The organism is Amycolatopsis silviterrae, assembly GCF_042684085.1.
In the GTDB taxonomy this organism is placed as follows: Bacteria; Actinomycetota; Actinomycetes; order Mycobacteriales; family Pseudonocardiaceae; genus Amycolatopsis; species Amycolatopsis silviterrae.
Genome location: NZ_JBHUKS010000003.1, coordinates 99616 through 113834, shown reverse-complemented (window position 1 = coordinate 113834; position 14219 = coordinate 99616). Strand labels below are relative to the sequence as shown.

Annotated in this window: 11 protein-coding genes; 10 read left to right on the top strand and 1 reads right to left on the bottom strand. The window is 68.9% G+C overall.

Features of this window, described 5'->3' with window-relative positions; translation table 11 throughout:
• Positions 1 to 34: 34 nt before the first annotated feature.
• The 9 genes from ACFSVL_RS02230 (at position 35) to ACFSVL_RS02190 (ending at position 12105) form a co-directional block, all read left to right on the top strand.
• Positions 35 to 1573 (top strand): TIGR02677 family protein, encoded by a 1539-nt coding sequence (locus ACFSVL_RS02230; RefSeq protein WP_378299896.1) that lies wholly within the window; start codon positions 35 to 37, stop codon positions 1571 to 1573.
• Complete coding sequence (locus ACFSVL_RS02225) at positions 1570 to 2811, top strand: TIGR02678 family protein (protein WP_378299895.1); 1242 nt, start codon at positions 1570 to 1572, stop codon at positions 2809 to 2811. The genes ACFSVL_RS02230 and ACFSVL_RS02225 overlap by 4 nt, the downstream gene beginning before the upstream one ends.
• The gene (locus ACFSVL_RS02220) at positions 2808 to 6860 is read left to right on the top strand and encodes a TIGR02680 family protein (RefSeq protein ID WP_378299893.1); all 4053 of its coding nucleotides are present in this window, start codon (positions 2808 to 2810) and stop codon (positions 6858 to 6860) included. Before ACFSVL_RS02225 ends, ACFSVL_RS02220 begins: the two co-directional genes overlap by 4 nt.
• Before the next feature lie 603 nt (positions 6861 to 7463).
• Complete coding sequence (locus ACFSVL_RS02215; RefSeq protein WP_378299891.1) at positions 7464 to 8864, top strand: fatty acid desaturase; 1401 nt, start codon at positions 7464 to 7466, stop codon at positions 8862 to 8864.
• A complete protein-coding gene (locus ACFSVL_RS02210) occupies positions 8864 to 9055 on the top strand; it encodes a ferredoxin (RefSeq protein ID WP_378299890.1) in 192 nt (63 codons plus the stop codon). Before ACFSVL_RS02215 ends, ACFSVL_RS02210 begins: the two co-directional genes overlap by 1 nt.
• Positions 9052 to 10254 (top strand): NAD(P)/FAD-dependent oxidoreductase, encoded by a 1203-nt coding sequence (locus ACFSVL_RS02205; protein ID WP_378299888.1) that lies wholly within the window; start codon positions 9052 to 9054, stop codon positions 10252 to 10254. Before ACFSVL_RS02210 ends, ACFSVL_RS02205 begins: the two co-directional genes overlap by 4 nt.
• Position 10255: 1 nt before the next feature.
• Positions 10256 to 10879 carry a TetR/AcrR family transcriptional regulator gene (locus tag ACFSVL_RS02200; RefSeq protein ID WP_378299886.1) on the top strand — a complete coding sequence of 208 codons (624 nt, stop codon included), beginning with the start codon at positions 10256 to 10258 and terminating at the stop codon, positions 10877 to 10879.
• 42 nt (positions 10880 to 10921) lie between these two features.
• Entirely contained in the window at positions 10922 to 11650 is a 729-nt protein-coding gene (locus ACFSVL_RS02195; protein WP_378299884.1) for an SAM-dependent methyltransferase, read from the top strand.
• Positions 11651 to 11709: 59 nt separating this feature from the next.
• On the top strand, positions 11710 to 12105 hold the full coding sequence (locus ACFSVL_RS02190) for a VOC family protein (RefSeq protein ID WP_378299882.1): 396 nt from the start codon (positions 11710 to 11712) through the stop codon (positions 12103 to 12105).
• 382 nt (positions 12106 to 12487) lie between these two features.
• On the opposite strand, the gene ACFSVL_RS02185 is transcribed toward ACFSVL_RS02190, so the two are convergent.
• The gene (locus ACFSVL_RS02185; RefSeq protein WP_378299880.1) at positions 12488 to 13204 is read right to left on the bottom strand and encodes a CDP-alcohol phosphatidyltransferase family protein; all 717 of its coding nucleotides are present in this window, start codon (positions 13202 to 13204) and stop codon (positions 12488 to 12490) included.
• Positions 13205 to 13237: 33 nt separating this feature from the next.
• On the opposite strand from ACFSVL_RS02185, the gene ACFSVL_RS02180 reads away from it, so the two are divergent.
• Positions 13238 to 14212: a zinc-dependent alcohol dehydrogenase gene (locus tag ACFSVL_RS02180; RefSeq protein WP_378299879.1), complete on the top strand. Its 975-nt coding sequence runs from the start codon at positions 13238 to 13240 to the stop codon at positions 14210 to 14212.
• Positions 14213 to 14219 lie beyond the last annotated feature (7 nt).

Genomic DNA, 14219 nt, shown 5'->3' with positions numbered 1-14219 from the left:
CGTACCGTTGCCGGTGACGACCGCGGGAGGACGCATGGACCCGATCCGTGTCCCGCCTGAGATGTTCCGCTTCACCAGCGGAGACCTGGCCGGGCTGTACGTGTCGGTGCTGCACGCTTTCGGAGAGGCGAACGAGCGTCTGGAGACTTCCCTCGGGCTGGACGACGTCCGGGCGCGCCTGCGTTCGGTCGGCTGGCTCGACGCGCTCGAAGACGAGGAACTCCGGCGGGCGCTGGAGCAGCTGCACGCGTGGCATCTCGTCGACATCGTCCAGAACCATTCGGAGAACTACCGGTCAGCCGCCGAGTACGAGCGGCGCAACCTGCAGTATTCCCTGACCAGGCAGGGCGAAGCCGCGTTCGCCGGCGTCGTGCACGCGATGGGCATGCTCGCCTCGGCCGGAGCGCTGCAGACCGCCGTCCTCGACGCGATCGCCGACCGGCTCGCCGACCTGGCGCGCGAACTGGACGCCGGTTCGGATCGCCGGGTGTTCACCGCTCTGACCGAACTGGAAAGCCATCTCGAAGCGTTGCGCGCGAACACCAAGCAGTTCAATGGCGAGCTGCAGCGGCTGCTGCGTTCGGAAGGAGCCACCCTCGCCACCTTCCACGAGGTCAAAGCGTCCACAGTGGCCTACCTCGAGGAGTTCCTGACCGACTTGGACCAGCGGAAACACACCATCAGCGTCCGGATCCAGCAGGTGGAAGACCGCGGGGTCGGGCTGTTGCACCAGCGCGCGCTGGTCGGCGCGGACCTCCCCCGGCTCGCCGGAGCCGATCCCGGTCCGGAGTGGCTGGCCCACCGCCGGGCTCGCTGGGACGGACTGCGGGCCTGGTTCCTGCCGTCGGACGGAGCAACGCCACGGGCCGAACAGCTGCATGTCGTCGCCCGGCGCGCGATCATCACGCTGCTGCAAGTCCTCGACCGGATCACCGAGTCCCGGCGGCGAGCCAGCAGCGCGGCGGCCGATTTCCGCGAGCTGGCCAGGTGGTTCGCCGTCGTCCCCGCTCAGGGCGACCTGCACCGGTTGTGGTCGACGGTCTTCGGGCTCAGCTCGGCGCGGCACGCCCATCTCGCCCATCCCGATCCCGAGCTGATCAGCTCGAGCACGTCGTGGGAGGAAGCTCCGCCGGTCGAGGTCTCCCCCTTGCTCCGCACCTCCGGGAAGACCGAACGGTTCAGCCGCACCGGCAAGGTCCGCGACGTCACCGCGATCAAGGCGGCGAGGGCGGAGCAGGCCCGCGCCGAGCGAGCCGAGCTGGAAGCCGCCTGGGACCTGCTCGACACCGGCGGGCCGATCCGGCTCTCCGCCTTCGGCAGGCTCGACCACGCGGTGTTCGAAAGGCTGCTCGATCTGCTCGGCCGGGCCCTCGGCACCGCGCCAGGCCGAGGCGGGGTCCGGCAGAGCACGACTTCCGACGGCCGGATCGAGATCCTGCTCCTTCCGCCAGCCGACGGAGCCGTAGCGAGGCTCTCGACTCCGCGCGGGCTCTTCCACGGACCCGACTACGAGATCGAGATCCGCACCGGCGGCGTCAGCAGGGCCCGCAGGGCGAGCGGAGGCGCGTCATGAGCCAGCTGGCGAATCAGCTGGCCGCGGCCGAGCGCGAGGAGGTCGCGCTCGGAATCCGCCAGCTCCTCGCCACCCCGCTGATCACCGAACGCGGCAAGCCGGACGCGTTCGACTTGATCCGGCGGCGCGGCGAACCAATCCGCCAATGGTTCGACTACTACTGCGGATGGGCCCTGACGATCGAGCCGAGGCTCGGTTACGCCCGGCTGGCCAAGGTGCGGGTGGCCGACGATCCGAGCCGGCCGCTGCGCCGGCTCCGTTCCGGAAAAGCTCCGTTCGACCGGCGACGTTACGTGCTGCTGTGCGTCACCGCGGCGGAGCTGCTCGCGACGCCGGTGACCACCATCGGGCTGCTCGCGAAACGAGTGGTTCAAGCCACCGCCGCCGACGAAGCGATCCCGGCCCTGGACACCGCCAGCCGCGAAGAACGGCGGGCCTTGGTCGATGTCCTCCGGCTGTTGGAGCACTACGGCATCCTCGACGCGGTCGACGGCTCGACCGAAGCGTTCGTCGAATCGACCGACGCCAAGGTGCTGTACCAAATCGACGGCACGCTGTTGCTGCGCTTGCTGTCCGCACCGATCGGACCTTCTCGGCTCGCGGTGCCGCTTGACGAAGTCGCGCTTCGCTTCGAGGAACTCCTCGCCGCGGTGTCCCGCGAACGACGTTACGGCGTGTCCAGCACGCACAGCGACCGTCCCGGACAATCGGAGGTACAGCGCAATCTTTGGCTCCGGCACTCAGTTTTCCGTCGGCTGGTCGACGATCCCGTGCTCTACTTCGAAGACCTCAGCAATGCCGAACGCGCGTATCTCGCCTCGCCGACCGGACGGCAACTGCTTCGCCGAGCGGCCGAACAGGGCGGATTCGTCTTGGAAGAGCGGGCGGAGGGCATGCTGCTGGTGGACGTCGAGAGCGTCGCGACGGATTCCCGGTTCCCCGACGACGCGGGCAACGCGAAAGTCGCAGCGCTCCTCTTGCTCGAAACGCTCACCGGTCCGGTCACGGTCGAGCAGCTGCGCGTCCAAGCGGCCGAGCTGCTCAGCCGTTTCCCTCGATGGGCCGAGGGATATCGCGGTCCAGACGGTGCCGCCCGGCTGGCCTCCGACGCGATCGACGTACTGATGTCATTCGGGCTGGCCCAGGTGTCTTCCGGCATCGTCCGGCCGCTTCCCGCCGCAGCGCGCTATACCGTTCGCGAAGCCCGGACCGCCGACTCCGAAGGAGCGTCAGGATGACCGTCACTGAACTCCCCCGGCATGCCGAGGACTCGTTCTCGCGCCAGACGGACCGCTGGCAACCGGCTCGCGCCGGAATCCTGAATATCTGGCGGTATTACGACGAGGTCTTCGAATTCCACCACGGCAGGCTCCTGCTCCGGGGCCCGAACGGCAGCGGGAAGTCGAAGGCACTCGAACTGCTGCTTCCGTTCCTCTTCGACGCGAGCCTCCGCGCGAACAGGCTGTCCACGTTCGGCACCGGCGAGCGCACGATGCACTGGAACCTCATGGGCGAAGGCACGACCGGGGTGACCCGGGTCGGCTACGTCTGGTTGGAGTTCCGTTTCCCGGGCACCCCGGAGAAGTGGTTCACCTGCGGCGCACGGCTTCAGGCGAGTTCCCGCACCTCGACCGTGCACCCGGACTATTTCACCACCACCCAGCGGATCGGGGATCCCGGCGGCATCAGCCTGGTCAACGACTCTGGTCAGCCGCTGACCCGGCAGGTGCTCGAACAACGGCTCGGCACCGAAGGCACGCTCCACGGGAACGCGACCGACTACCGGGCCGAAGTCCGCACCACGCTGTTTCCTGGACTGAGCGAACAGCGGTTCGACGCGTTGATCCTCGCCTTGCTCCAGCTCCGCATGCCGAAGCTGTCGCAACGGCTGGACCCGGGCATGCTGTCCGATCTGCTTTCCAAGGCACTCCCGCCGTTGGGCCAGCAGGAGATCGCCGATCTCGCCGAGGGCTTCGAAAGGCTGGACAAGCACCACGAGCGGCTGAAGGGGCTGGAGGAGCTGGTCGAATCGACCCGCACGCTGGCCGCCCGGCAGCGGACCTACGCCCAGCGGGTGCTGCGCGCCGGCGCGGGCGCGCTGACCTCAGCCACCAGCGAGATGGAGAAGCGGGCCTCGACGGCGCACGAGTCGGCGGACCGATACGAAACCGCGACGCGGGAAAAGGAAGCCGCCGGGCAGCAGATCGAAGAACTGAGCAAGCAGATCCGCACCTCGTCCGCCCGCAAGACCGGGTTGATCGAGAGCGAGGCGTACCAGCGCGGTGCGGAGCTGGAACTCCTTCGCAGGCGGACCGGCGACGCCAAGTCCCGGGCGGAGCGGTTGACGGCCGAGTCCAGCCGGAAAAAGAAAGCGGCGGAGGAAGACGAGCGCGCCAGGAGCAGTGCGGAGCAAGACGTCCAGCGCCGGACAGAGCACATACGGAACCTGGACGGCGAAACCCGGCAAGCCGCCGCGCGCGCCGGAATGGCCAGCGCGCACGGTGAGATCGCGGCGCAGCTGGACGGCGACAACCCGGCAGCGGCCCGGCCGTTGCTGCGCGCCGCCGTGCAAAGCCGGGAGGAGCAGCTGAGGGCAGTCGACGACGCGCTGGACGGCCATGAGCGCGCCGTCGAGCGCCGAGGGCAAGCGGAGGAGGAGCTGGAACAAGCCAGGTCGGCATTCTCCACGGCGAAAGAAGAATTGGACCTTGCCGCGGAGCAGCAGACAGCCGCGTTGGAACAACTGCGCACCGATGTGCACGCGTGGGCAAGCGCCTGCCGCGAACTGGCGTTTCCCGAGTCTGACCTGCTGCTGGACCTCCTCGAATCAGAACGGGCGTTGAACGCCGAGGTCGAGAACGCGGTCAACACCGCATTGGAGGACATCACCCGGCAGGAGGCTTCCCGCGAAGCGCGGGTGGCCGAACTGCGGCAGCGCCGGGACGACTGCGGTGCCGAGATCGCCCGGCTCCAGTCCGAAAAGGACCTTCCCCCGCTCGCGCCGCCGACCCGCACCGCTGATCGGACGCGGATGGCCGGTGCACCGTTGTGGCGGCTTGTCGACTTCTCCGCCGCCAGTCCGGAGAACGACCGCGCCGGAATCGAAGCCGCGCTCGAAGGCGCGGGACTGCTGGACGCGTGGGTCGGTTCGCGCGGAGAGGTGCAAGGCCACGACGTCTTCGCCGACCCGGACGCCTTGCCCCCGGCGGCCGGACGTTCGCTCGCCGACGTCCTTTCCCCCGAGCCCGACAGCGAGGTCCCGGTACCCGCGGTGCGCAAGCTGCTCGCTTCCGTGGGTTTCGACGACGTGCTGCCCGCAGCAGGCCCCGCGGCGATCGGAGCGGACGGATCGTGGCGGCTCGGCAACCTCACCGGCAGCTGGCACAAGGAACGTCCGGCCTACATCGGCGCGGCTGCCCGCCGACGCGCTCGCGAGCTGCGGATCGAGGAACTGCGAAACGAAATCCTCTTGCTGGGCACGGAAATAGCCGAGGTCGAGGCGGAACTGTCCGCACTCTCCCTACGCCGGCGAACCGTGCGCGACGAGCGGGCAAGCCTGCCTCCGCACACGGCTCTCAACGCCGCCGCCAGGCACCTCGACCGAGCGGAAATCGGACTCGCCGCGGCCGATCAGCTCGTGCGCGAGCGCATCGACCGGGTAGGCAATCGAGAACGCGAGGTCGCGGCAGCCCTGCGAACGTTGACCGCCCTGGCCGCTGAACACGGGATGCCAGCAGAGCGCGCCGCGCTGGCGAATCTGGTTTCGGCCACCCGCGCGTTCCACACCGCGTGCGAGAACTGGCTGGAAAGCCACGACGACCTGCGCTCAGCGCGGCAAGTGCTCGGCTCCCTCGCGACGCAGGCGGACCGATCCGCTGGCGATGCCCGTCAGCGAGCAGAAGAAGCGGCGGAGGCCGAGGAGGAATATCTGGAACTAGCGGCAACCCTCGAAGCGGTAGACAGCACTGCCGGCGTCGAGTATCGCGAGGTCGCGGCCAAGATCGAAGAGCTTCGCGTGCACCTCGACGAACTTGAAACCTCGCGGAAGTCCACGCAAAACCGGCACACTGAGTTGGCGATCGAGGTCGGGGAATGGCGCAACCGCCGGGAGACGGACGCGGCCGAGCACGAGAAAGCGGTGGCCGACCGCGACGCGGCAGCGCTCCGCTTCCGCAGGCTGGCGTCCGGGGTGTTCCCCGCCGACAGCGGCCTCAACGACCTCGAGCGATTCGAAACCGTCCTCGGCACTAGCGACGGCGTCCGCGCCGCATTGGATGCCGCACGGCTGGTTACCGCTGCCTGGCCGAGTGTTCCGCACTCCCCGAGCAACATCGGCGACGCGCTGCACCGGCTGTCCGAGTCCATGCACGCGTGCCGCGACGTTCTCCATGCCCGCGCCGACCTCGACCTCGAAGCAGACGAGGACGTCCAGATTTTCACCGCCGTGGTGGACGGGATCCGGGTCGGAGCCGCCGAACTGCTGAGAATCCTGTCCGAGGAGGCAGGCGAAAGCCGCCGCGAGATCACCGAACGGGAACGAGAACTCTTCGACCAGACCCTGACCGGCGACACGCGACGGCACCTCGCCGCACGGATCCGCCAGGCGAACGAACTGGTCGAGAACATGAACAACCGGCTGGAGCAGGTACGGACCGCGTCGAAGGTCGCGGTCCGGCTGGTCTGGCAGGTCGCCACCGACCTTCCGCCCGGCACGAAAGCGGCCCGCGACCTCCTGCTGAAGGATCCGGTCCGGCTGACCGCCGCCGATCGCGAATCCCTGCACCAGTTCTTCCGCGACCGGATCGAGGAGGCCAAGGCCGACGACACCGCCACCGGCTGGGAGCAGCAACTGGCCAAGGTTTTCGACTACACCGCGTGGCACCGGTTCGTGGTGAAGGTCGACCGGGCCAACGGCGAGGGCTGGCAGCTGCTGACCCGGAAACTGCACGGCGCGCTGTCCGGCGGGGAGAAGGCCATCGCGCTTCACCTGCCGCTCTTCGCCGCCGTCGCCGCGCACTACCAGGCCGTGCCCGCGGCGCCGCGGATCATCCTTCTCGACGAGGTCTTCGTCGGCGTCGACACGACGAACCGCGGCCAGGTGTTCGCCCTCCTGTCCGCCTTGGACCTGGACCTCATGCTCACGTCCGACCACGAATGGTGCGTATACGAGGAACTCAGCGGGATCGGGATCCACCAGCTCATCACCGGCACCGACGGTGACGACGCGGTCACCACCGCCCGCTTCACCTGGGACGGGCACCGGCTTCTGTCGGTGGACACGGAGTAACCGCGGCTCGCTGACCGCTTCTTCAAGTCCCAGCCGGGTGGCCTCAGTCTGCCGACCGCCCATAAAGGACACCCAGGCCAGCGAAATGCCCGATTAATGCCGGAATGCACATTTCGTCAAGTCCGTGAGGGGCACCCTGGGGGAATCTGATCCCCCCAGGGTGCCCCTCACGGTCGACACACCCAACTCCCGCCACCCGCGACGGCCCCGCGCAAAACCAACCCGGTCCGCCAGTCGCTTCCGCCTGGGCGGATACGCCTCAGCAGCACCTATAACGCCGCTTTAAACCCCCGGCGTGGACTCCGAGCCCCTCCAAGACCGCACCCGGGCGCGGCATCGGACCCCCGACCTGGGTGTCCACTCGGTCGCGAGTGGACCCACCCAGGTCGAAGGCGCCGTCGCGGCTCGCGCCGGGCCCGGCCGAACGGAATCGTCGTCCGCGAGGGCCACCTTCACGGACGCTGAGTCCCTCAGGGTTCCCCTCACGGACCGCTCGACCTGCGGATCCACCCGATCGGGGCAACTTTACATTTCAACACCTCTTGTCAATCTCGGTGTACATGTCTTACCTTCGTGTAAAGCCAGCCAACGGAGGAGGGCGCGATGAGCGAGATGACCGGCACGGTGCCGCTGGGGTCGACCGAACGCTGGACCGACAAGAAGCGGTACCTGTGGCTGATCGGGCTGGTCGTGCCGTCGCTCGCGTTCCTCGCGATCGGCCTGCACGCCGCGACCGGCTGGGGCGTCTGGTTCTGGATCGGGCCGATCGTGATCCTCGCGATCGTGCCGGCGATCGACCTGGTCGCCGGACTCGACCGGAGCAATCCGCCGGACGACGTGATCGAGCGGCTCGAACAGGACCGCTACTACCGGTGGATCACCTACCTGTTCCTGCCGATCCAGTACGTCGGGTTCGTCTTCGCGTTCTGGCTCATCGCCCGCGGCGAACTGTCCGTTGTGGACAAGGTCGGCCTGGCGATCTCGATCGGCTGCATCGGCGGGATCGGCATCAACACCGCGCACGAACTGGGCCACAAGAAGGAAAGCCACGAGCGGTGGCTGTCGAAAATCGCGCTGGCGCAAAGCTTCTACGGGCATTTCTACATCGAGCACAACCGCGGCCACCACGTGCGCGTCGCGACCCCGGAGGACCCGGCGTCGAGCCGCGTCGGCGAAAGCTTCTACCGGTTCTGGCCGCGCACCGTGTTCGGTTCGCTGAAATCCGCGTGGGGACTGGAGCGCAAGCGCTACGCCCGCCGCGACAAGCATCCGTTCCGGATCGGCAACGACGTGCTCAACGCGTGGCTGATGTCGGCGGTGCTGTGGGTGGCGATGGTGGCGTGGCTCGGCGTCGGGATCCTGCCGTACCTGGTGATCCAGGCGGTGATCGGGTTCTCGCTGCTGGAAGTCGTGAACTACATGGAGCACTACGGGATGCGGCGGCAGAAGGTCGGCCCGCCGGAGCGGCGTCGCTACGAGCGCGTGGATCCCAGCCACAGCTGGAATTCCAACAACATCGCCACCAACGTCCTGCTGTATCACCTGCAGCGGCACAGCGACCACCACGCCAACCCGACCCGCCGCTACCAGACCCTGCGCGACTTCGCCGAATCTCCGGTGCTGCCGACCGGGTACGCCGGGATGATCGTGCTCGCGCTGTTCCCGCCGCTGTGGCGCCGGGTGATGGACCAGCGGGTGCTCAACCACTTCGAGGGCGACATCAGCCGCGCGAACATCCAGCCGTCGAAGCGGGAGAAAGTCCTTGCCCGGTATGGCTCTTCCGCCACGGAAACGGTGGCCGTGCTGGACGATGTGCGCGGCGACGCCAGCGAAGGCGGCATGTGCCCCGGCTGCGGATACGTCTACGACGAGCAGTGCGGCGACCCGCGCGAAGGCTTCCCGGCCGGTACGCCGTGGTCGTCCATTCCGGACAGTTGGTGCTGTCCTGACTGCGGGGTAAGGGAAAAGGTCGACTTCGTCGCTCCCGGAAGGATGAGTGTGTGATGCGGATCGAAGCGGATTTGAACAAGTGTGACGGCCTGGGCATGTGCGAAGCGATGGCCCCGGACTTCTTCGAGGTGGGCGACGAGGGCACGGTCGTCGTGCTCGACGGGGACCCCGGCGAAGAGCACCGGACCGACCTCGCCGCGGCCGTCGACGCCTGCCCGGTGCTCGCGTTGCGGCTCGTGTCATGACGCTCGCGGTGGTCGGCGCGTCGCTGGCGGGACTGCGCGCGGTCGAATCGGCACGGCGGACCGGATACGACGGCCGGATCGTGCTGATCGGCGCGGAGGATCGGCTTCCCTACGACCGGCCGCCGCTGTCGAAGGCTTTCCTCGCCCCCGACGGACCCGTTGCGGTGGAACCGTTTCTCAGCGAGGACGACCTGCGCGGCCTCGGCGTCGAACTCCAGCTGGGTACTCCCGCGACCGGCCTCGACCCGATCGCGCGCGAGATCCACACCGCCGACGCGACCGTCCCCTACGACACCGCGGTCATCGCCACCGGAGCCACCGCACGAGTTCTCCCCGGCACCGCGGAGATCTCCGGCATTCACTCCTTGCGCACCGCCGACGACGCGGTAGCCATTCGGTCCGCTTTGGACAGTGGTGCTAGGACAGTCGTCATCGGAGCCGGTTTCATCGGCTCGGAAGTGGCCTCAGCCGCCCGTAAACGCGGCCTACCAGTGTCCGTTGTGGAAACCCTGGAAACGCCTTTGGTACGCGCGATCGGCCCTGAAGTCGGCGAGGTCTGCGCGGATCTGCATCGCGCGGCAGGCACCGACCTCCTGCTGGGCACCAGGGTCACCGGCTTTACTGAGGAAAAGGGCGCGGTGACCGGCGTCCAGCTGTCCACCGGCGAGGTCCTGCCCGCCGACCTGGTCGTCGCCGGGATCGGCGCGGTCCCGGCCACCGGCTGGCTGCGTGACAGCGGACTCCTGCTGCACGAACGCGACGGCGGCGTCATCTGCGACGGCACCCTCGCTGCGGCACACGGCGTCTACGCGGCGGGCGACGTCGCACACGTGGCGAACGCGCTCTTCGACGGCGAACTGATGCGGCTGGAGCACTGGACGAACGCGGCCGAGCAGGGTGCGGCCGCGGCTCGGCACGCGCTGGACCCCGCGAGCGCGCGGATGTTCAGCGCCGTGCCGTACTTCTGGTCCGATTGGTACTCGCACCGCATCCAATTCGTCGGGACCCCACGCGCGGACGAGGTCGTCGTCGCGGTCCCGGCCGAACACGGCTTCACCGCGCTGTACCGCCGCGGCGACCGGCTCGTCGGCGCATTCACCGTCGACCGGCCGCGCGACATCATGAAGTACCGCAAGCGGATCGCCGCGCGAGCGCCGTGGTCCGAGGCAGTCGCCTTCGCACTCGAAACGGCCGCATAGAATGACCGCCATGAGCGTGCTTCCGGTGCCCACTGGCGGCCAGTACCGGCAGCCCATCATCACCGCCGCCATCGAACTCACCGCGAAGTCCGGCTGGTCAGCGGTCACCATGGCGCGGCTGGCCGAACTGGTCGGGGTGAGCAGGCAGACCGTCTACAACGAGATCGGCTCGAAAACCGCCCTCGCCGAGGCGATGATCTCGCACGAACTGCGCCGGTTCCTCGCCGTCGTGAGCACCGCGTTCGACCGCCACCCGGCCGACCTGGTCGAAGCGATCTACGACGCCGTCCGCGAGGTGCTCGAACTGGCCGACGACAACATCCTGCTGCGCGCCATCGCCTCCGCGACCCACGGCACGGACAACGAATTCCTGCCCCTGCTGACCACCCGCGCCGGCACCCTGCTGACCGAAGCGAAAGCCGTCCTGCGCGGCCGGGTCCGCAGCTACGCACCACCACTCGACGACGGCCAGCTCACCGTGGTCATGGACCTCGTGGTGCGCACGGTGCTGAGCCACGTGATGCAGCCGTCGGGTACCCCCGCCGAGACTGCCGACGGTCTCGCCTGGGTCGCCACGCGGGTGCTCGGGACCGCCCCGTCGGGGTCGATGCGCACCCGCTCGTAATCGGGATGCGCGGCCGAGGCACCGCGTGTCAGCCTGCCGCACGTGAACCGTGAACGACTCTCCGCACTCGCCCACACCCGGCATCCCATCGCGTCCCCGATCAGCGACGACGAGGTCCAGCGCCTGCTCGACCGCAGCATCCCGCGCGAGGACGCCGCTGTTCTAGACCTCGGCTGCGGCGGTGCCGAATGGCTCATCCGCGCCCTCGCCGCGTACCCGAAACTCCGTGCCGTCGGCGTCGACACTTCGGAATTCGCTCTCTCCCGCGCCCGCGCCGCGGCGACCGAACGAGGCGTCGCCGACCGCCTGACCCTCCACCAGCAGCCCGCGACCGAATTCCCCGCCGCGAGCGAGTTCGACACTGTCCTGTGCATCGGCGCCACCCACGCCTTCGGCGGCCTGCCGGACACCCTCGCCGCTCTCCGCGCCCACGTCCGCCCCGGCGGCCGGGCGCTGATCGGCGATGCCTACTGGGAATCCGCGCCGACGCCCGCCGCGCTCGAGATCTTCGGCGACCTGCCCGACCTGCCGGAACTCCTCGACCAGGTGATCTCCGCCGGCTGGACGCCGACCCACGGCCACACCAGCACCAGGGGCGAACTGAACGCCTACGAATGGTCGTGGACCGGCAGCGTCGCCGAATGGGCCGTTGACCACCCGGAAGACCCCGACCAGGCCGAAGCCCTCGCCGCCGCGGCCACCCACCGGGACGAGTGGCTCCGGGATTACCGGAACTCGTTCGGCTTCGCGTGCGTCGTGCTGCGCGCTTGACAAAACTTCTTGTCAATGCGACGTTCGACGGGACCCCAACCCCGAGAAAGGGCGACCCGATGACCGACCTCGTCCCGTTCCTGATGTTCCAGAAGCGCGACGCCGCCGAGGCGATGGCCTTCTACACGTCGCTGTTTCCGGGCGACTCCGTGCTGTCCGAGGAGCGCTACGGCGCCGACGGCCCCGGTCCGGAAGGGACGATCGTGATGGCCGAGTTCACCGTCGCCGGGCAGCGCGTGCGGTGCAGCGACAGCTTCGTCCAGCACGCCTTCGACTTCACCCCGTCGACCTCGCTGTTCGTCACTGTCGAGTCGACCGACGAACTCAAGCGGCTCTACGAGGCGCTCGGCGAAGGCGGCGGAACGCTGATGCCGCTGGACGACTACGGCTTCGGCCCGTTCGCCTGGGTGAACGACCGATGGGGCGTGTCGTGGCAGCTGAGTGCGAAGGGCTGAGGCAACAGGATCCGCGTACGGTTTCTTTTTGCGATTGCTAATCGCGACGGATCCGCAGCTAGAGAGCAATTCCCGACGCTATTGGCTTAGTGACAGATACGCGAAGAGGAATGCGGACCCGTTATCCACGGACGGGTTAAGCACGGGTATTCCGGCACCGCTATGGTGGGCATTGGGAGGTTGGCGATCAGCCTGAGGGGGGCCGATACCGCATCCCTGAGCCAGCCGCTTGACCTGCAGTAGTCCGCCTAGCCGGCGCGACGAGGGACAAGCGGCTGGCTCTTTTTCACGCACTGCGAAATCAAGAGCCACGACAGTGCGAGAAGCACGCTTTCCGAAGCCGGAACCCGGGCCCGAGAGAATGCCGGCGGGAATTCCGGCCCTAGGCGGCACGGTTCCGGTACAGCCACCAGACGTCGCGGCCGAAGGACCAGCTCAGCGTCGCCACCGCGAGGCCCGCCAGGACCGCCGGGGCGAACCCGGCCGCCGCGGCCGTCAGGGCGATTCCCTGCAGAGCCGCCACCGCCTTCCGGGCCCAGCTCGGGCGCAGCGGTGCCCGGAGCCAGGGCCAGAGGCGCGCCGCGGCCACGAAGGCGTACCGCATCAGGCCGATCGCCAGTACCCACGGGCCGACGGACGTCGAGACCAGGACGCTTAGCACCAGGATCAGGAAGGCGTCCGCTTCCATGTCGAACCGGGCGCCGAGCGCGGAGGCGGTTCCGGTGCGGCGCGCGACGTAGCCGTCTAGTGCGTCCAGGGCCAGTGCGACCGCCGCGATGGGGACGATCAGGGTCAGCGGCGGGTGCCCGCCCAGGCGGTCGGCGACCAGCGCGGTGACGCTGCCGATGAGCGCCGCGCGGGCGAGCGTCACCTGGTCGGCCGGGCCCAGCCGGTAGACCCGGATCCGCCACGCGCCCTGGGTGAGCAGGACCAGCAGCCCGAGCAGGTAGGCCACGCCGACCGCCCAGCCGGCGAGGCCGAGGCCGGTCGTCACGGTCAGCAGGGTCAGCAGCGCGAGTTGCGCCAGCAGCGCGGGGGCCTGCTGGACGACGGTTGAACCCAGCTCGGCCGGAGTTCGTGTACAGGTGGTGACAGCCATCTCTCCTCGATCCGGCAGCAACGGAGGACAACCTTGACACGGGCGGCGCGGGCCTTCTGGTTCACTTCGGCGGAGGGCGGGGAGATCCGATCGGCCGAGCTGGCTGCTCCGCGGGCCGACGAAGTACTGGTCCGAACGCGATTTTCCGCGTTGAGCCGGGGCACCGAAAGTCTTGTGCTGCGCGGCGGAGTGCCGGCGAGCCAGCACGACATCATGCGCGCGCCGTATCAGGAGGGCGACTTTCCGTGGCCGGTCAAGTACGGCTACCTGAACGTCGGCGAAGTCCTTTCCGGACCGGCGGAGCTGACTGGCCGCACGGTGTTCTGCCTCTACCCGCATCAGACCGAGTACGTCGTGCCCGCGTCGGCGGTCACCGTGGTGCCGGACGACGTCCCGGCAGCGCGGGCGGTGCTCGCCGGGACCGTCGAGACCGCGGTGAACGCGCTCTGGGACGCGGCACCGCTGGTCGGCGATCGGATCGCGGTGGTCGGGGCGGGCATGGTCGGCTGCAGTGTCGCGCGGCTGCTGTCCCGGTTTCCCGGCGTGGAGGTCCAGCTCGTCGACCCCGATCCGGCCCGCGCGGAGGTCGCGGAGGCGTTCGGCATCCGTTACGCCACCCCGGAAACCGCGCATGGCGACCTCGACCTCGTGGTGCACGCCAGCGCGACCGACGCCGGGCTCGCGCGCTCGCTGGAACTGCTCGGTCGCGAGGGAACGGTGGTCGAGCTGAGCTGGTACGGCGACCGTCAGGTGTGTGTGCCGCTCGGGGAGAACTTCCATTCGCGACGGCTCACCGTGCGCGGCAGCCAGGTCGGTACCGTGTCCCCAGCCCGCGCGGCGCGGCGCGGTTACGGCGATCGGATGGCGCTGGCGTTGCGTTTGCTGGCCGACCCGGCGTTCGACGCGCTGATCACCGGCGAGTCCGCGTTCGCCGAGCTGCCGGACGTCGCGGCGCGGCTGGCGGACGGAACTTTGCGCGGACTGGCGCACCGGATCACCTACCCGTAAAGGAGAA

What these genes read in the sequence shown, in the direction of transcription:
- ACFSVL_RS02230 (WP_378299896.1), top strand. Translation starts at nt 35, where the DNA reads ATGGACCCGATCCGTGTCCCGCCTGAGATGTTCCGCTTCACCAGCGGA.
- ACFSVL_RS02225 (WP_378299895.1), top strand. Translation starts at nt 1,570, where the DNA reads ATGAGCCAGCTGGCGAATCAGCTGGCCGCGGCCGAGCGCGAGGAGGTC.
- ACFSVL_RS02220 (WP_378299893.1), top strand. Translation starts at nt 2,808, where the DNA reads ATGACCGTCACTGAACTCCCCCGGCATGCCGAGGACTCGTTCTCGCGC.
- ACFSVL_RS02215 (WP_378299891.1), top strand. Translation starts at nt 7,464, where the DNA reads ATGAGCGAGATGACCGGCACGGTGCCGCTGGGGTCGACCGAACGCTGG.
- ACFSVL_RS02210 (WP_378299890.1), top strand. Translation starts at nt 8,864, where the DNA reads ATGCGGATCGAAGCGGATTTGAACAAGTGTGACGGCCTGGGCATGTGC.
- ACFSVL_RS02205 (WP_378299888.1), top strand. Translation starts at nt 9,052, where the DNA reads ATGACGCTCGCGGTGGTCGGCGCGTCGCTGGCGGGACTGCGCGCGGTC.
- ACFSVL_RS02200 (WP_378299886.1), top strand. Translation starts at nt 10,256, where the DNA reads ATGACCGCCATGAGCGTGCTTCCGGTGCCCACTGGCGGCCAGTACCGG.
- ACFSVL_RS02190 (WP_378299882.1), top strand. Translation starts at nt 11,710, where the DNA reads ATGACCGACCTCGTCCCGTTCCTGATGTTCCAGAAGCGCGACGCCGCC.
- ACFSVL_RS02185 (WP_378299880.1), bottom strand. Translation starts at nt 13,204, where the DNA reads ATGGCTGTCACCACCTGTACACGAACTCCGGCCGAGCTGGGTTCAACC.